This window comes from Lederbergia wuyishanensis, from assembly GCF_022900255.1.
GTDB classification, from domain to species: domain Bacteria; phylum Bacillota; class Bacilli; order Bacillales; family Bacillaceae_C; genus Lederbergia; species Lederbergia wuyishanensis.
The window spans coordinates 197880-213830 of record NZ_JALIRM010000012.1 but is presented as its reverse complement, the minus strand read 5'-3'; the positions used below and the strand labels follow the sequence as shown (position 1 = coordinate 213830).

Sequence of the window (15951 nt, the reverse complement as noted above, 5' to 3'; positions counted from 1 at the left end):
TCCCATCCATTCGCTCGACTTGCATGTATTAGGCACGCCGCCAGCGTTCGTCCTGAGCCAGGATCAAACTCTCATTGAAGTTTGTAGCTCATTTGCTGGCAATGGTTTAAAACCATTGTGTTTAAAAATAATTTAACGTTCGTTTCGTTCAGTTTTCAAAGATCAAACTCGCTTGCTTTCTGACAGCGACTTTTTAATACTATCATTTCGCGAAGCGAAAGTCAATCATTTTTTTATCGCTTTTTTCTAGCGTTTTTTCCTTCTCGCTAGCAGCGACGTTTACTACTATAACAAGATTTTTCAAACTCGTCAATAGAATTTTTAATAAAAATTTAAAAACTATTTTTCGATTCGATAGCAACGTTGAAATAACCCCGGTCCTTTAGTTTCAATCTCTACAACCTGAATAAAGTCTTTTTCAATTAAGTATTCTAATAAAAGACTAAAATCTACTCCATAATTAACTATTTCAGGGTGATTCGATATTTCATCCATGCTCCATTGATCCTTTGTTTCCATAACTTCAATTAAATGAGCAGCTCCTACTGCAGTTCTTGAAAATATTAAAAATTCACTAGCAAGGAATAAAAGTTCCAATCTTTTCTCTATAGACTCTTCACTTTTAATCAATTCCTCGTACAATTTGAAAATTTCCGGCTCTATCTGCTTTACTTGATTCCAAACTGTAAGTTCCGGATGAAAGCCGTTCTCAATAATTGATAGTCTGCCAAGATGATGCAGCGAATGTACAATATGGTTGAAAGCATCTAAATATTGACCCGTTTCAAAAAAGGCTTTTCCGTCCATATACCTTCTAATTAACTTAGCAAATTCCAATCCAATTTTAATTTTCCTTCCATAGAAAGGAAAGTCTCGTAGTTCATTTCTTAAGTTTTCCAAATAATCATTTCTATCAAATAAAATTCTTCCTTCATATATCCACTCAACAATTTTGCGGTTGGAACCAAGCAGCAGCCATTCTTCAAGTTGATGCTTTTTCACAATATGTAGTGCGGCTTTTTTATCCTCATATTGATAATGCTTAATATAAATTGGTTGTGTTTGCTCTTTTACTATCATTAATAAAATTACATCAAATGTATCAGTTAAAGTAGTCGCTTTACGTTTTTTTTCGATTTTTAAAATACCTAATGTATTATCATGACTTGCTCTTTCTTGATAGATTGGCCGTAAGATGTCTTCCATGTTAAACTCCTCCAATATATTTTCCTTATTTCATTTCGACAGTTCTTTCTTGAATTCCTGCAAGTTCAATTTATCGCCTTAATATTGTAAGATGTTTTCTGATGATTGTGGTATAGTTTTTTCAGGAGGGCTTAACATGGCTAGAAAATATTCAAATAAAATTAATAAAATACGTACTTTTGCGTTGTCACTCGTTTTTATCGGTTTTGTGATTATGTACTTAGGGATTTTCTTTAAAACAAACGTCGTGGTTATGACTATATTTATGCTTCTAGGATTATTGGCTATTGTAGCAAGCACCCTAGTTTATTTTTGGATAGGGATGCTATCAACCAAAGCGTTGCAGGTCATATGTCCAAATTGTGGTAAACCTACAAAGATTTTAGGACGTGTCGATATGTGCATGTATTGTCGTGAACCACTTACTGTCGATCCTAACTTAGAAGGAAAAGAATTTGATGAAAAATATAATAGGAAAAGAAATACTAATGATTAATTTAATTTAACTAATCTAAACATACAATTAAACTTTTTGGTGGGACGCAATGAATATATTAAATAGCAGATTGTACAGTATACTTGAAGTTTTATCTTTTTTCTTCTTATTAAATATTATATGGGTTTTGATGTGCTTACCTATCATTACTATTTTTCCCGCTACTGCAGCAATGTTTGGGGTAATTAGACAATGGGTGATGAAAAAAGATACAGCTATATTCATACCTTTTTTCCGGTTCTTTAAAGAAAATTTCAAACAAAGTTTTATTGTAGGTATCATTTTCTTTATCTTCGCTAGCATCTTTTATATTGATTTCATGCTGGTGAATACATTTAATCCAAAATTGCATACTTTATTATTTGCTTCTTTGTTTTTATTAGGATTAATTGTTACTTTTACATTAGTGTATGTTTTTCCGATGATGGTTCACTATCGATTAACCTTATGGCAAGTCATAAAAAACTCGTTTTTCTTTTCTATACGATATGCTCTTTCAACAATTCTCTGTGTAATTTTATTAGTGGCAATGGTTTCATTATTGTTTCTAATTCCAGTTACATTTTTGGTTATTTTCAGTATTACCGCTTATCTAATTTTTACTATTTGCTACAGTAGATTTCGTAAAGAAGAAGTATTAGTAACAGGGCAAAATGAAGAAAATATCGAATAATTGACACAACAAAAAAAGCAAGCAACCGAAATTAGTTGCTTGCTTTTACATTTTTTAGTGTGTTCCTTTATCACATTCAGGGCATATACCATATATTTCCATGCGATGATGTCCTACCTTAAAACCAGTGACACTAGAAGCAAGGTGTTCAACTTCATCCAATCCAGGATAATGGAAATCGACAATCTTACCGCAATTTTCACAAATAATATGATAATGATCTGAAGTAACAAAATCGAAACGACTAGAAGCATCTCCATATGTGAGTTCTTTTACTAGTCCGGCTTCTCGAAATACGCGTAAGTTATTATAAACAGTGGCAACGCTCATATTTGGAAATTTACCTTCAAGTGATTTATATATTTCATCTGCAGTTGGATGAGACATGGATTGAATCAAATATTCCAAAATTGCATGACGTTGAGGTGTAATCCGGACTCCCGTCTCTTTCAATGTATGGATAGCTTCTTTTAATTGAATTTCTGACACCGCCATGCACCTCTTTTCTAAAGTAAAATTGATTATCTATTTATAATTCTTATAATTAGTGTACTAACAAATTGGTTTATTTGTCAATGATTTCACATCATTCATGCAGCTTTAATTCTTCAGCACCTAGTTTATGGTTTACATATCGTGCGGCCACAAATAGGAAGTCTGAGAGTCGATTTAAATAAGAAAGTACTAATGGATTAACCTCTTCAATAGAGACGGTTATTCTTTCAGCTCTTCGGACAACAGTTCTCGCCAAATGGAGAGTTGCCCCGGCAGGATGTCCTCCTGGCAAGATAAAGTTACTTAATGGTGGTAACGCTCCATCCAATTGATCAATTACCATTTCCAGTTCTTTTAAGTCTTCCTCACTTAGCTTCCATTTGACTTCTTTCCCGGTAGGTGTAGACAATTCTGCTCCTACATGGAATAAAGCCGTTTGTACTTTATGAAAAAATGAACGCACTTCTTTAATATCAGTATTATTGGTATTTTCTACATGACTTAATGCAAGTCCAATCATTGAATTTGCTTCGTCACATGTACCATAAGCTTCGACTCTAACATCATTTTTGGAAACTCTGTCTCCATAAACTAATGATGTCGTTCCTTTATCTCCAGTTTTAGTATAAATTTTCAAATTTGGCCCTCCAATAAATAATTATTACATATATATTATCATTAACTGCTTATATATTCTCATTTATGAAATCGCTATTAAGAAAAAAAAATAGGGCTGTATATCACAGCCCACAATGTATTTTCCTATTGAGGAGGTATGCCCTAATATACATTATGCAGACTGTCATTTTTAGAATGGACAACAGCCAAGATATGTAATAAATAGGCCAATTTTTTTATGAATATTCTTCCCTTAAAAACTGAAGTGCTTCTTCAACATGCCCCTTTACCCTTACTTTCCTCCATTCTTTTACAATTATCCCTTCTTTATTAATGATAAAGGTTGATCGCTCAATCCCCATATATTCTTTTCCAAACATTGATTTTAATTTCCACACTCCATACTTTTCTGCCACTTCATGATTTTCGTCTACTAGCAATAGAAAAGGTAGCTTGTACTTTTCAACGAATTTTTCATGTTTTGTCAAAGGGTCGGGGCTTACTCCCAAAATGACGGCATCCAAATCTGAAAAATCCTTATGAAAATCACGAAAATCACATGCTTGGGTCGTGCATCCAGGTGTCATATCTTTTGGATAAAAATAAAGGATCACATGTTTTTTACCTTGAAAGTCACTAAGTTTTACTTGTTCGCCATTTCTAGCAGGCAGACTAAATTCTGGTGCTTTAACTTTTGTTTTATCCGTCATGATTTACGCCTCCCTTACATACTTATTATATCTAGCTTATCAAATAGGAGCATTTATTTCCGCTTCCGAGGTTCATATTCAAGAAAGGAGCGTACCACAAAAGCAGCGGGAATCGTATATCCAAGAAGAGCTTCCAACATGACAAGTAAACGACCCACTCCTATAGGAACAACGTCGCCATATCCAACTGAAAAAAGTGTAATCGCACTTAAATATACGGAAGTTGCAAGTCTTTCGCTCCAGCCTTTATCTTGTACAGCTGTTGTATCAATAATAATGGTCATTCCTCTAAGTTCAAGTAATAAAAACAAGAGACCAAATCCAATCATAATAATGGCATACGTACAAGCAAGGAATACAAAGTTTTCAAAGGACACTTGTTTAAATTTGAATCTATCGGGAATAAACAATATTCTTAATGCCATGAGAAGGCAAAGAATAACTGCAAAAAAGAGGATATACCAAATGTGACATCACCTCTTAAGTTTCTTGTCCATTTAGTTTACGTTATGTAAATTCTACATAGACCATGCTTTTAAGCGCACAGTCAATAATTGCGAAGAATTCATTGAAGGACTACAATGAATAGAAGCTGATATTAATAAGGAGAGTCGTTTTATATGAATTTTACACATTCAGAAGAAATACATAAGGAAGCATTGAAACATATTGTTGGGGGTGTAAATAGTCCTTCTAGATCATATAAAGCGGTTGGCGGTGGCTCTCCAGTAACGATGGAAAGAGCGAAGGGTGCCTATTTGTACGACGTGGATGGAAACCGATATATTGACTATTTGGCAGCATATGGCCCTATTATTACAGGACATGCTCATCCACATATTACTGAAGCTATTAAGAAAGCAGCGGAAACAGGAGTGTTATACGGAACTCCTACCCCACATGAAGTAAAATTCGCAAAAATGATTAAGGAAGCTATTCCTTCACTAGATAAAGTCAGATTCGTTAATTCCGGAACGGAAGCAGTTATGACAACGATACGTGTGGCAAGAGCATATACCGGCAGAGATAAAATCCTTAAATTCGCTGGGTGTTACCATGGGCACTCGGACTTAGTTTTAGTTGCAGCTGGATCAGGTCCTTCCCAATTAGGTATGCCCGATTCTGCAGGAGTACCCGTGAGCATTGCACAAGAAGTCATTACAGTTCCATATAATGATATCGAATCCTTTATTGAGGCGATGGATAAATGGGGTAATGAAATTGCAGCTGTACTAACTGAACCGATTGTTGGGAATTTTGGAATTGTCGAACCGCTTCCGGGATATCTGGAAAAAGTTAAAGAAATTACTCATGAAAAAGGGGCACTTCTTATTTTCGATGAAGTTATAACTGCGTTTCGGTTTATGTATGGAGGGGCTCAAAATTTACTTGGTGTTACACCTGATTTAACAGCACTAGGTAAAATTATTGGCGGCGGACTTCCAATAGGGGCATATGGAGGGCGTAATGACATCATGGAAAAAGTTGCTCCACTTGGTCCTGCATATCAAGCAGGAACGATGGCTGGAAATCCCGCTTCTATGCTATCTGGTATTGCTTGCCTTGAAGTACTGCAGGAGCCTGGTATATATGAACGCCTTGACAAACTAGGGGCAATGCTTGAAGAAGGAATATTAAAAGCTGCTGAAAAATATAACGCACCTATAACAACCAATCGTTTAAAAGGAGCATTAACTGTTTATTTTACAGAGGAAAAAGTTATAAACTATGAACAAGCTGAGGCGACAGACGGGGAATTATTTGCAACATTTTTCAAAAAGATGCTGCATCAAGGGATCAACCTTGCCCCATCTAAATACGAAGCTTGGTTTATTACAACAGCACATTCCGAAGAAGATATTTTACAAACAATACGAGCAGTTGAAAATGCATTTAAATAGAAAAGCTGAAAGCGCCTATTAATAGATATTTGCAAATGTTGACTTAAGATAACAAAAAGTTTACTAGTGGAAAGGCGCTATAGCTATATAAAAGATTTTAGGAAAGGACTTAAAACCCATGAAGCTTGGTGCCCGCATGCTAAAAACGGGAATAGCCATTATTTTAGCACTTTATGTTGCAGAGCTTCTCCAAATACCTTCACCTGTTTTCGCTGGGATTGCGGCGGTATTTGCTATTCAGCCAACGATTTATCGCTCCTACTTAACGTTACTTGAACAAGTTCAAGGTAATATTATAGGGGCAATCATTGCCATTATTTTCGTATTATCCTTTGGAAATCACTTTTTAATTATAGGCTTTGCCGCAATCATTACTATAGGTATCATGGTAAAGGTGAAATTGGAGAATGCAATTAGGCTTGCACTTGTAACAATTATAGCAGTCATGTCGGCTCCTGCCGAAGACTTTCTTCAATTTTCTGTCGTTCGATCGGCAACCATTTTACTTGGAATATTAGCTTCGTTTGCAGTCAACTTTATCTTTCTGCCACCAAAATACGAAACAAAGCTTTTCCAAGGTATTTCCGATGTATCAGAAGATATTATTAAATGGATAAGGCTGACATCTAGATTTGCATCGGAAGATAGATTGTTGAAAAAAGAACTTGGTACAATTAAAGAGCGAATTGGCAGCACGAATCAGTTATACAGTATGTATAAAGAGGAACGGAGATATTTAAAAAAATCCGAGTATTCTAATGCCAGAAAGTTAGTCATTTATAGACAGATGATTCAAGTTAATCAAAAAAGTTTTGAAATCTTAAAACTACAACACCGACATAAAAACATCTTGTACGAACTTCCTATTGCATTACAAAATGATACACGTGAAAGACTTGATTACTTGTTAAGTTACCATGAACAACTGCTTCAAAAATTTATTGGGCGAGTACCTCAAGATTTTGAATTATTTAATGAGAACATTTTTAACAGAGAACAGTTAATGAACGCTTTTCTACAAGAAATCAAAAATAGCGAAACGGAAGATGAATTTCAACCTTTTCATTTAATGCACATTCTTTCCGATATCATTGAATATGAAGAACAACTTGAACATTTAGATAAAGTCATTCGTACTTATCAAAAATTCCATCTTAAAAAGCTCTGAGTACTTTTGTGAACTCAGAGCTTTTCTATTATTCTTTAATTATCTAGTTGTTGTACTTGGAATAACTGATGGTATTTTCCCTGCTTCTTCATTAATTCTTCATGTGTTCCTACTTCTTTAATTTCACCATGTTCAACTAATACAATTCTATCGGCATGTGTAATGGTCGATAATCTATGTGCAATAATAAACGTAGTTCGATCTTTAGCGAGCTTTTCGAGTGCCTCTTGAATAAGGTGTTCACTTTCGAGATCGAGTGCTGAAGTTGCTTCATCCAATATAAGAATTGGCGGGTTTTTCAAAAATACTCGAGCAATCGCAACACGTTGCTTTTGTCCCCCAGAAAGTTTTACTCCACGCTCCCCGACTTTCGTATCGTAGCCAAATGGCAAATCCATAATAAAATCATGAGCATTTGCCGCGTCAGCTGCTAAGCGAACCTCTTCATCAGAACTATTAGGCTTTCCTAGTAAAATATTGGATTTAACAGAATCACTAAATAAAATATTATCTTGAAGAACCATACCGATTTTATCTCGAAGGCTCCTTACTTTAAACTTCCGAATATCAACGCCATCTAACAATACCCTACCTTCATTAACATCATAAAATCTCGGAATAAGGCTGACAAGTGAGGATTTTCCACCACCGCTCATACCTACAAATGCGATTGTTTCCCCTGCTTTTACATCGAGATTGATATTACGAAGAATCGGTTCCTCTTTCTCATCATATGCGAACGTTACGTTTTCTAGTTTAATATTCCCTACTACAGACTTTAATTCTATTGCGTCAGGAGCATCATCGATATCATACTTCTCATCTATTAAACCAAAAACGCGATCCATAGATGCAATTGATTGTGTGAGAGTAGTAGATGAATTTACAAGACGTCGTAACGGATTATATAATCTTTCCACATAACCCATAAATGCGACCAATGTACCAATGGAAAGATTTTCATGAATAACTTGATACCCTGCATAAGTAATTACAATTAGCGGTGCAAGGTCGGTAATCGTATTGACAACGGAAAAAGCCTTCGCAGTCCAGCTTGTATGAGTTAACGCCTTATCTAAAAAATTGGCATTGTTTTTATCAAATTGTTTCTGCTCATGGTCTTCAATTGCAAAACTTTTAATAATAGACATTCCCGCTACACGTTCATGTAAATAGCTTTGAACTTCTGCAAGAGCTTGAGAACGAGCACGAGTTAACTTTCGCAAATTCCCAAAAAAATAGCGTACTGAAAACATGTACAGTGGAAATACAGCAAGCGATACAATCGTAAGAGGGATATCTAATGTAATCATAATTATAATGGCGATAATCACAGTCGTTACATCAAGCCAAAGATTCATTAATCCAGTAATGACGAATTCTTTCGTTTGCTCAACGTCATTTATGATTCTTGAAATGACTTCCCCTGCACGCGTATTTGAATAAAATTTAAAACTCAATTTCTGAATATGAGTAAACATCCTATCACGGATATCGTACAAAATTTTACTAGCGGTCCACTGAGCAAAATATTGGCGATAATATTCTACAGGCGGCCTTACTACTACAAACAAAAGAAGCATTATCCCCATTGTCATCAGCAATTGTGAAGTTTTTTCATCTGCTGACAATCCCTTCGCTCCTATTACATCATCAATAACATATTTCATCAAAATAGGAATTAGGAGAGGAATCGCAAATTTAATGACTCCAATAAACAATGTCCCAACAATTCGCCATTTATAAGGTTTTACAAATTCCATATATCTTCGTATAATTCCCAACTTAAACCAGCATCCTTTCTTATGAGAAAACACAATGCAATGCAGTCGTAGGTGACGCAAAAAGGCGTACTTATGGCCTTGAGCTCCATGAATGAAATAAACCTGTTGAAATAAGATCAACAGGTCATTCCTGTATTAATTTATCGCCTATACATTAAATATCGATCATACCAAGTATCTATAAAATCCGGTGAAAATGGACCTTTTCTTGTTCTGATCCAGCGTACCAACTTATCTACATTCCGTTTTAATATATGGTCAATTACGTCTGGATACCCCATTTGAGTGCGGTGATATTCATATTCATCTTCATCAAGAAGCGTAAACGTCATATCTGGGTACACTTTTACATCTAAATCATAATCGATATATTTTAAAGCTTCTTGGTCATACACATATGGTGAGCCAAGATTGCAATAGTAATATATACCGTCTTCGCGAATCATCGCGATAATGTTGAACCAAATATCTGTATGGAAATAACAAATAGCGGGTTCACGTGTAATCCACGTTCTACCATCCGATTCTGTTACCAATGTTCGATCATTTGCACCAATAACGAGATGTTTAGTTGCTTTTAAAATTTTGGTTTCATCCCAAATTCGGTGTATATGTCCATTATGTTTATAACTATGAATTTGAATGTTATCGCCTTCAACGGGAATACCCATCTCTTTCCCTACTTTCTTTAGAAAAACGCAAGACGCCTCCTACCTTCATCATGTAAATGTGGAGGAGAAAAAATAGCTCTTTGACTTTTGAAGTCGCGGGTTTATATCTCGAATCGATAGCGTCAGAAGCCTAAGACAAACAGCATTTTAAAAATAAAGTCTGTGAAAAATTATACGCTTTCCTATAATGAATCAGACAAACCTTTTAAAGTTCTTTTACCATTATAACGTTCTTTTACCGTTTTTTAAACATTTGAGTTTCGTACTTAACGAATAATAAAAAAATAAGGACCCAACCTTCGCCATGTGAAAGTTAGATCCTTATTATTTCATTACTGTTGACCGAAATTACCTGAGTTTTGACCTTTTTTTGCTTCAGCTTGTTGATTTTGCTGTCTTACTTGTTGTGCATCAGTTTCGCTTGCAAACTCAGTTCCAAAGTTTTGGCCAGTAGCAGATGCTGCGTTTTGTTGTCTTACTTTTTGAACGTTAGTTTGAGATTGTTGTGATTTCTTGTTCATTTTTCTCACCTCCACGTTTGTTAATGTAACCAGAGGGTGAGAATGTTATCCAAAAAATTTAATTATTTTTTGATCGTTTTATTAAACTAAGATTGAGCGTCCACCATCGACTATGATTGTCTGCCCTCTAATCATAGAAGAATCTTCCGATACAAGGAACATAATTGTTTTTACAATATCTTCAATTTCCACCATACGTCCAGCTGGAGTATTTTTTCTTGCATCTTCAAGCAATTCCTCACGATTTGGAAAATGTTTCAAAGCATCCGTATCAATCGCTCCGCCAGACACTGCATTCACAACGATATTTTTTGGAGAAAGTTCTACAGCTAAATAGCGTGTTAATGCTTCAACAGCAGCCTTTGATACTCCAACTGTAGTATAGTTTTCCAAGTAGCGTATTGAACCAAGGGAACTAAGACTTACTATTTTCCCTCCGCCATTTCGCTCCATTAATTTAGCTGCTTCTTGAGCGCAAAATAACAAAGCCTTACTATTAATATTCATCGTCCAGTCCCAATGAGATTCCTCAAGTTCCATAGCTGGTCTTAATACTCCTGATGCAGCATTATTTATTAGGACATCAAGACGACCAAATTCATTATCAATTTCAGCGAACATATTTTTTATTTTTTCGACATCACCTACATTTGCACGAACGAGGAATGCCTTCCTACCTAGTTTTTCAATTTCCTCCACAGTTTCAAGTGCACCTTTCTTGCTGCGCGCATAGTTGACTACAATATCGTAGCCTTCCTTCGCTAGCGCAATCGCAGCAGCTTTTCCTACTCCCCTGCTGCTCCCTGTTACTAGTGCTACTTTATTACTCATAAAAAATCCACCTTTCAAAATTCAATATGTCTATTTTACATTTTCAGAACAAAAGCGCAAAGTGCATAGCCTTAGGAGACAAACAAAATGTTCTGAGACGCAAAAATCTGTTCTTTGACTTTTAGCATATCAGGTTATTTAACCTAGAGCTGTTGGCGCTTGGAGCTAGACAATAAAATACTTAGCTCAAATTAAAGACCGAATAAAATTTTATACTTTCTCATCTACGAACAAAAGCGAAAAGCTTCCGTTCTTTGCCTTTTAGCGAAGAAGGTTTCTGACTCCTAACCGATGCCACTTAAGGCCAGCTGGGTAAAATCTTTATAAAATAAACTCATTTATTTCCCTTTTTCGTGATTTTATGAAGATTTTACAAATGATATTTTTCCTTATACGTTTTCCAAATCGTTTGATGGGATACTGGAAATGCATATTCTTCAAGCTCCTCTTTTGTAACAAGGAGGTAATTGTCTTCAAGTTTAATATCACCCGAAACAGTCCCAGCGAAAACATTAATTGCCCAAGTTAAATGTGAAAAAACATGATCAACCTTAGTAAAAGTTCCTGTTTCCAGTTGTGTATTAACTTTGATTTCCTTTTCTAAGTAGTTCGTTAATGCCGTACGCATTTGCATAAAATTCCCATCTTCAACCATTGGAAATTCCCATAGATTGGCTAGCAGTCCTTTACTAGGTCGTTTACGAATTAAATATTTTCCATTATCCGTCTTTAAAACTGCTGCAATTAAATCTACATGTTTCGTCGATTTTTTGCGTGTTTTAATGGGTAAATCTTTTTCAGCCCCAACTGAAAAAGCAATGCAATGTTCCCTTACTGGACATAATAAACAAGATGGAGACGTTGGAGTGCATATAAGCGCACCTAGCTCCATTAATGCTTGATTAAAATAGGATGGATGATCACGATCAATAATTTCCCTTACTGCATCTTCAAAAATTTTACGTGTTGATTGTTTTGCAATATCTTCATATATAAGTAAAATTCGTGAAAGAACACGCATGACATTGCCATCCACAGCAGGTTCTGGAACACCATAAGCGATGCTTAATACCGCTCCCGCCGTATATGGACCTACTCCTTTTAACTTTGAAATGTCCTTTAGCGTATTGGGAACCTTTCCATTGTATTGTGAAACAACTTCCTTAACAGCAGAATGAAGATTTCGAACTCGTGAATAATAACCTAATCCCTCCCAAATTTTCAGGACAGATTCATCATCTGCATCAGCGAATGCCTCAATAGTAGGAAACTTTTCGAGAAAACGTTCATAATAAGGTATAACAGTGTCAACTCTCGTTTGTTGAAGCATAATTTCCGAAACCCAGATCTTATAAGGATCTGAATCTTTCCTCCATGGAAGATCACGTTGCTCACGAATAAACCATTGGACTAAATCATTTTGAAATTTCGATATTTCCATTTGTTTTAAATTTTGTTGTAACTGTTCGTTCATTTTTATTAATCCCCCTGATGTTAATCAATATGAATTTTAGGGAATGATTCAAATATAAAGGCACTATATTTATAAGCCTTAAAGTTATCCCAAATGATTGCAATTTATTTTTTTATAAAATATGATGGTAAAAATAACTATAGCCATCCCTTCTTGAGGAGGATTTAGATTGGATACAGCTACACACGTCGTTATGGGAATCGCGATAGGCGGACTTGCTACGTTAGACCCAGTAGTGGCTGAAAGTACAGTTAACAGTCACAGTGTACTGGTAGCGGCTATGATTGGCTCCCAAATTCCTGATATTGATACATTTTTAAAATTACGCAATAATGCAGTTTATTTAAGAAACCATAGAGGAGTAACACATTCGATTCCTGCGGTATTATTTTGGCCGATTCTTGTAACAGCTTTTGTCAGTTTATTTTTCCCTGAAGCAAATATACTCCATTTATGGATATGGTCTTTTATCGCTGTGTTTCTTCATGTTTTTGTTGATATTTTTAATGCTTATGGGACACAGGCGTTACGCCCATTTTCAAATAAATGGGTTGCATTTGGCATAATTAATACCTTTGACCCAATCATCTTTAGCATACATGTGATTGGAATTATCATTTGGATTTTCGGTTCACCACCTGGATATACATTTTTAATCATGTATATCGTGATTGTTTTATATTATATTCTTCGATTTATCATGCAAAGAACAGTCAGGTCAGCACTATTAAAAACAATACCTGATGCTGAAGAAATTATCATTGCCCCTACAATGCGCTTTAATCAATGGAGGCTTGCAATTACATCAAAAGATAACTTTTATGTAGGACGCGCATACAAACGATCCATTACAATCTTTGATAAATTTAAACGATTGCCCGTTCCGGAATCTCCTATCATTAAAGCAGCGAGTAAAGATAAAAATATATCAGCATTTTTATCTTTCTCCCCCGTTTATCGATGGGAGATAGGTGAATATGATCAGTATTATGAAGTACGGTATATTGATTTGCGTTATCGAAGCAATGGACATTATCCTTTTGTCGCCATCGTTCAACTGGATCTGAATTTAGACATTATAGCTTCATATACGGGCTGGATTTATAGCGAAGAAAAATTAAGAAAAAAATTAAATATTTTGACAGAATAACTCTGTGAAGCCAAAAGCTTCATGGAGTTTTTTACGTTTAACCTCATAATTTCATCATGAAAAAACCATAATAAACATGCGAGATGGATTTTCTCGCTTGTAAAGGAGGCAGCCTATATGCGAAATAAAGCAAAAGATTTCCCTTACAAAAATGACAACAAATTTGAGGGAGAGCCGAGAGCTAAACCTGAATTTGCCTCGAAACGAGCTAATGGTACAACGAACACTCGTCCTCAAGAACGAATGCGCGCTTCCGGTGCTAGAGAAGATGAAGACCCAAACTAAATTAATAGAGGGGGAACATCATGGCTAACAAAAATGAGAATTCTCACTTAAATCGGCAGCTCAGTGCATTTAATAAGGCTCATTACAACCCGAAAAGAATGTTTAACCAGGTAAATGGTCAAACAGAGCAATCTCAATCACAAATTATTCTTGAGAATATGGTTGTCCAATTTCAAAAAAGATAGAGACAATTGAAGGTTAGCGGGAATACATGTATTTCCGCTAACCTATTTTAGTAAAGAAATCGGCAATGCTTCTTCCTTACCTGAACCATTTAGTCGATAACCCCACGCAAAAACACCTTTCAAATAATCAACTTTGAAATATGTACCTGGTGCTCCTTCAACCGCATATATTTCTCCAGGTGTAAAATCTGCTGGATCTAATAAATATGCTTGCGCCATAACCGCTTTTCTTTCCAACACAGCAAATTCATTTACAATGCCCAATTGTTCCGCTTTTCGAGCTTTTTCCTTCAATTGAGCAATCTCTTGTTTAAGCTCTGCTTCTGTCATTTCACTGTATTTTTTTTCTCTCTCCATATAGGTACCGCCTTTTTCAATTGATATTAGCAATTTGTATGATTGCAGTATTAGAGCCTTCGTATCTTGATAATGAACACAACTAGTTAAAATTTTATATATTTTTTGCCTTCGTCAAAGTGCAGAAAATCAAATTACTCTTTATTCTCATGCAAATAACGGTCAATCAATTCGATAGGAAATCCTTTGCGAAATAAAGTTTGTTTCATTTTTTGTTCGTATTCGAAGCCAGTTAAATTATTGTATTTTCTATGGGCTTTTTCGGCTTGAATTTGGAGGGCACCATACTCATCATCTTCATCTTTTTCATATTCGATTTCTTCAAGAGCGACCCAAATTATACCAAAAGGAAAACCTTTAGTTAATAAAAATTGTTCAATTTTTTGCTTGAGAAATATTTCGGAAAGTTTGCTGTTTTGTTTTGCAACTTTATTTCCGAGCTGAACGGCATGTTCAATTTGTTGAGATTCGCTATATTCGTCTATTGCCTGTTCAATTAATTGGTCCTTAATTCCTTTTTGTTTTAATTCTTTCTTAATGGTTATTGGACCTTTTTTTCCTCCATTTACTTGGGTGCGAACATAGGCTAAGGCAAATTCTAAATCATTAATATATTTTCGATTTACTAATTCCAGCAAAACAGCTTGAATAACGGGCTCTTCCCATTCCTTTTTCTTTAAATGCTGACGAATTTCGTCCTCTGATCTCATCCTGTAAGATAAAAAAACGATAGCTGCATTTAATGCTTTCCTTATTTCATCTTCATATTGAATTTGTGTAATGTCAAATTCAGTTAGCTCTTTGCCCTTCGTCAAGTTATAGCGGATTAAAATCTCTTCATCCACACCGAAAGCAAAAGCTTCGTCTAAATAAATATTATATCGATCAGTACTATTTTTCTGAGTAGTAATTTTCGTGATGATAGGCATTCTACATCATCCTTTTAACGCTTAATAAAAACATTTTATCATATTATCTTCTTTGTATGTTTGAGCAGTGAATGGGCAAAACATTAAAAGAGGAGGTGAAACGAATGAGCAAGCGAAAAGAAATGCAAACGAAAAGCACATTATCAACAACACAGGAAGTATTATACCAAAGAGAATTTAAGAGAGCGGATAAAGCAGGCGGTTACACAGGTGAACGCAAAAAAATCTAATACAGTTTTATAAATACATAACTATTTAAGGAGGTTTTTTACATGGGTCGTGACGATCGAAGAAGTGCTCGAGATAAGAATAAACAGAAACTACCACAAGTACCGAAAAATATGAAATCCGATGGACGAGATGTGGAATTTTCCGAGGAACTAGCAGACCAGGATGACAAGGTAGCAATGGAAAGATCGAAAGCTGCTGATAAAAGAGCGAAAGAAAATAACTAACCATTAATTTAAATCGGGAGGAACACTGCCTCCCGATGTTTT

At 35.3% G+C, this 15951-nt stretch carries 21 protein-coding genes and 1 rRNA gene; 9 read left to right on the top strand and 13 right to left on the bottom strand.

Annotated elements, in window-relative coordinates; genetic code table 11:
* Positions 1–79: ribosomal RNA gene (locus MT489_RS17020) — 16S ribosomal RNA — on the bottom strand; the annotation flags it as partial.
* Positions 80–339: 260 nt separating this feature from the next.
* Complete coding sequence (locus tag MT489_RS17015; protein ID WP_244682761.1) at positions 340–1206, bottom strand: nucleotidyltransferase-like protein; 867 nt, start codon at positions 1204–1206, stop codon at positions 340–342.
* Between the two features lie 136 nt (positions 1207–1342).
* Between MT489_RS17015 and MT489_RS17010 the strand changes: the two genes are divergently transcribed.
* Positions 1343–1702 carry a YgzB family protein gene (locus tag MT489_RS17010; protein ID WP_244682760.1) on the top strand — a complete coding sequence of 120 codons (360 nt, stop codon included), beginning with the start codon at positions 1343–1345 and terminating at the stop codon, positions 1700–1702.
* 49 nt (positions 1703–1751) lie between these two features.
* Positions 1752–2375 carry a YesL family protein gene (locus tag MT489_RS17005; protein WP_244682759.1) on the top strand — a complete coding sequence of 208 codons (624 nt, stop codon included), beginning with the start codon at positions 1752–1754 and terminating at the stop codon, positions 2373–2375.
* 54 nt (positions 2376–2429) lie between these two features.
* Here MT489_RS17005 and perR read toward each other — a convergent pair whose 3' ends face one another.
* The 4 genes from perR to MT489_RS16985 all read right to left on the bottom strand — a co-directional run bounded on the left by perR (position 2430) and on the right by MT489_RS16985 (position 4608).
* On the bottom strand, positions 2430–2870 hold the full coding sequence (perR, locus tag MT489_RS17000; protein WP_244682758.1) for a peroxide-responsive transcriptional repressor PerR: 441 nt from the start codon (positions 2868–2870) through the stop codon (positions 2430–2432).
* A gap of 91 nt (positions 2871–2961) precedes the next feature.
* Complete coding sequence (locus MT489_RS16995; protein ID WP_244682757.1) at positions 2962–3507, bottom strand: cob(I)yrinic acid a,c-diamide adenosyltransferase; 546 nt, start codon at positions 3505–3507, stop codon at positions 2962–2964.
* Positions 3508–3724: 217 nt separating this feature from the next.
* Positions 3725–4198 carry a thioredoxin-dependent thiol peroxidase gene (bcp, locus tag MT489_RS16990; protein WP_244682756.1) on the bottom strand — a complete coding sequence of 158 codons (474 nt, stop codon included), beginning with the start codon at positions 4196–4198 and terminating at the stop codon, positions 3725–3727.
* Positions 4199–4251: 53 nt separating this feature from the next.
* Positions 4252–4608 (bottom strand): potassium channel family protein, encoded by a 357-nt coding sequence (locus MT489_RS16985; protein ID WP_307416010.1) that lies wholly within the window; start codon positions 4606–4608, stop codon positions 4252–4254.
* Between the two features lie 210 nt (positions 4609–4818).
* Here MT489_RS16985 and MT489_RS16980 point away from each other — a divergent pair, with 210 nt between their 5' ends.
* Together MT489_RS16980 and MT489_RS16975 are read left to right on the top strand one after the other, a co-directional pair.
* On the top strand, positions 4819–6099 hold the full coding sequence (locus MT489_RS16980) for a glutamate-1-semialdehyde 2,1-aminomutase (RefSeq protein ID WP_244682755.1): 1281 nt from the start codon (positions 4819–4821) through the stop codon (positions 6097–6099).
* A gap of 118 nt (positions 6100–6217) precedes the next feature.
* Positions 6218–7267: an FUSC family protein gene (locus MT489_RS16975; RefSeq protein ID WP_244682754.1), complete on the top strand. Its 1050-nt coding sequence runs from the start codon at positions 6218–6220 to the stop codon at positions 7265–7267.
* A 35-nt stretch (positions 7268–7302) separates the two neighbouring features.
* Here MT489_RS16975 and MT489_RS16970 read toward each other — a convergent pair whose 3' ends face one another.
* The 5 genes from MT489_RS16970 to mutY form a co-directional block, all read right to left on the bottom strand.
* On the bottom strand, positions 7303–9051 hold the full coding sequence (locus tag MT489_RS16970; protein ID WP_280518672.1) for an ABC transporter ATP-binding protein: 1749 nt from the start codon (positions 9049–9051) through the stop codon (positions 7303–7305).
* A gap of 140 nt (positions 9052–9191) precedes the next feature.
* A complete protein-coding gene (ntdP, locus tag MT489_RS16965; RefSeq protein WP_244682753.1) occupies positions 9192–9722 on the bottom strand; it encodes a nucleoside tri-diphosphate phosphatase in 531 nt (176 codons plus the stop codon).
* A gap of 332 nt (positions 9723–10054) precedes the next feature.
* Entirely contained in the window at positions 10055–10243 is a 189-nt protein-coding gene (locus MT489_RS16960) for a gamma-type small acid-soluble spore protein (protein ID WP_244682752.1), read from the bottom strand.
* An 81-nt stretch (positions 10244–10324) separates the two neighbouring features.
* Positions 10325–11074: an enoyl-[acyl-carrier-protein] reductase FabL gene (gene fabL, locus MT489_RS16955; RefSeq protein WP_244682751.1), complete on the bottom strand. Its 750-nt coding sequence runs from the start codon at positions 11072–11074 to the stop codon at positions 10325–10327.
* 370 nt (positions 11075–11444) lie between these two features.
* Positions 11445–12548 (bottom strand): A/G-specific adenine glycosylase, encoded by a 1104-nt coding sequence (gene mutY, locus MT489_RS16950; protein WP_244682750.1) that lies wholly within the window; start codon positions 12546–12548, stop codon positions 11445–11447.
* A 169-nt stretch (positions 12549–12717) separates the two neighbouring features.
* On the opposite strand from mutY, the gene MT489_RS16945 reads away from it, so the two are divergent.
* The 3 genes from MT489_RS16945 (at position 12718) to MT489_RS16935 (ending at position 14168) form a co-directional block, all read left to right on the top strand.
* A complete protein-coding gene (locus MT489_RS16945) occupies positions 12718–13698 on the top strand; it encodes a metal-dependent hydrolase (RefSeq protein ID WP_244682749.1) in 981 nt (326 codons plus the stop codon).
* A 117-nt stretch (positions 13699–13815) separates the two neighbouring features.
* Positions 13816–13983 carry a small, acid-soluble spore protein K gene (locus MT489_RS16940; RefSeq protein ID WP_244682748.1) on the top strand — a complete coding sequence of 56 codons (168 nt, stop codon included), beginning with the start codon at positions 13816–13818 and terminating at the stop codon, positions 13981–13983.
* A gap of 20 nt (positions 13984–14003) precedes the next feature.
* The gene (locus MT489_RS16935) at positions 14004–14168 is read left to right on the top strand and encodes a YpzG family protein (protein WP_244682747.1); all 165 of its coding nucleotides are present in this window, start codon (positions 14004–14006) and stop codon (positions 14166–14168) included.
* Positions 14169–14210: 42 nt separating this feature from the next.
* Here the strand turns inward: MT489_RS16935 and MT489_RS16930 are convergent, their stop codons facing one another.
* Complete coding sequence (locus MT489_RS16930; protein WP_244682746.1) at positions 14211–14525, bottom strand: YfhH family protein; 315 nt, start codon at positions 14523–14525, stop codon at positions 14211–14213.
* Positions 14526–14659: 134 nt separating this feature from the next.
* Entirely contained in the window at positions 14660–15454 is a 795-nt protein-coding gene (gene recX, locus MT489_RS16925; protein ID WP_244682745.1) for a recombination regulator RecX, read from the bottom strand.
* A gap of 104 nt (positions 15455–15558) precedes the next feature.
* Between recX and MT489_RS16920 the strand changes: the two genes are divergently transcribed.
* Together MT489_RS16920 and MT489_RS16915 are read left to right on the top strand one after the other, a co-directional pair.
* Positions 15559–15684 (top strand): YfhE family protein, encoded by a 126-nt coding sequence (locus tag MT489_RS16920; RefSeq protein WP_244682744.1) that lies wholly within the window; start codon positions 15559–15561, stop codon positions 15682–15684.
* Positions 15685–15726: 42 nt separating this feature from the next.
* Positions 15727–15909 (top strand): YfhD family protein, encoded by a 183-nt coding sequence (locus MT489_RS16915; RefSeq protein WP_244682743.1) that lies wholly within the window; start codon positions 15727–15729, stop codon positions 15907–15909.
* The last annotated feature ends 42 nt before the right edge of the window (positions 15910–15951 follow it).

Bases quoted from the DNA above. Each gene is read 5' to 3' on its own strand.
- mutY (WP_244682750.1), bottom strand. From the start codon at position 12,548: ATGAACGAACAGTTACAACAAAATTTAAAACAAATGGAAATATCGAAA.
- MT489_RS16935 (WP_244682747.1), top strand. From the start codon at position 14,004: ATGGCTAACAAAAATGAGAATTCTCACTTAAATCGGCAGCTCAGTGCA.
- MT489_RS17010 (WP_244682760.1), top strand. From the start codon at position 1,343: ATGGCTAGAAAATATTCAAATAAAATTAATAAAATACGTACTTTTGCG.
- MT489_RS16960 (WP_244682752.1), bottom strand. From the start codon at position 10,243: ATGAACAAGAAATCACAACAATCTCAAACTAACGTTCAAAAAGTAAGA.
- MT489_RS16915 (WP_244682743.1), top strand. From the start codon at position 15,727: ATGGGTCGTGACGATCGAAGAAGTGCTCGAGATAAGAATAAACAGAAA.
- ntdP (WP_244682753.1), bottom strand. From the start codon at position 9,722: ATGGGTATTCCCGTTGAAGGCGATAACATTCAAATTCATAGTTATAAA.
- perR (WP_244682758.1), bottom strand. From the start codon at position 2,870: ATGGCGGTGTCAGAAATTCAATTAAAAGAAGCTATCCATACATTGAAA.
- MT489_RS16975 (WP_244682754.1), top strand. From the start codon at position 6,218: ATGAAGCTTGGTGCCCGCATGCTAAAAACGGGAATAGCCATTATTTTA.
- fabL (WP_244682751.1), bottom strand. From the start codon at position 11,074: ATGAGTAATAAAGTAGCACTAGTAACAGGGAGCAGCAGGGGAGTAGGA.
- MT489_RS16920 (WP_244682744.1), top strand. From the start codon at position 15,559: ATGAGCAAGCGAAAAGAAATGCAAACGAAAAGCACATTATCAACAACA.
- MT489_RS16940 (WP_244682748.1), top strand. From the start codon at position 13,816: ATGCGAAATAAAGCAAAAGATTTCCCTTACAAAAATGACAACAAATTT.
- MT489_RS17005 (WP_244682759.1), top strand. From the start codon at position 1,752: ATGAATATATTAAATAGCAGATTGTACAGTATACTTGAAGTTTTATCT.
- recX (WP_244682745.1), bottom strand. From the start codon at position 15,454: ATGCCTATCATCACGAAAATTACTACTCAGAAAAATAGTACTGATCGA.
- MT489_RS17015 (WP_244682761.1), bottom strand. From the start codon at position 1,206: ATGGAAGACATCTTACGGCCAATCTATCAAGAAAGAGCAAGTCATGAT.
- bcp (WP_244682756.1), bottom strand. From the start codon at position 4,198: ATGACGGATAAAACAAAAGTTAAAGCACCAGAATTTAGTCTGCCTGCT.
- MT489_RS16930 (WP_244682746.1), bottom strand. From the start codon at position 14,525: ATGGAGAGAGAAAAAAAATACAGTGAAATGACAGAAGCAGAGCTTAAA.
- MT489_RS16980 (WP_244682755.1), top strand. From the start codon at position 4,819: ATGAATTTTACACATTCAGAAGAAATACATAAGGAAGCATTGAAACAT.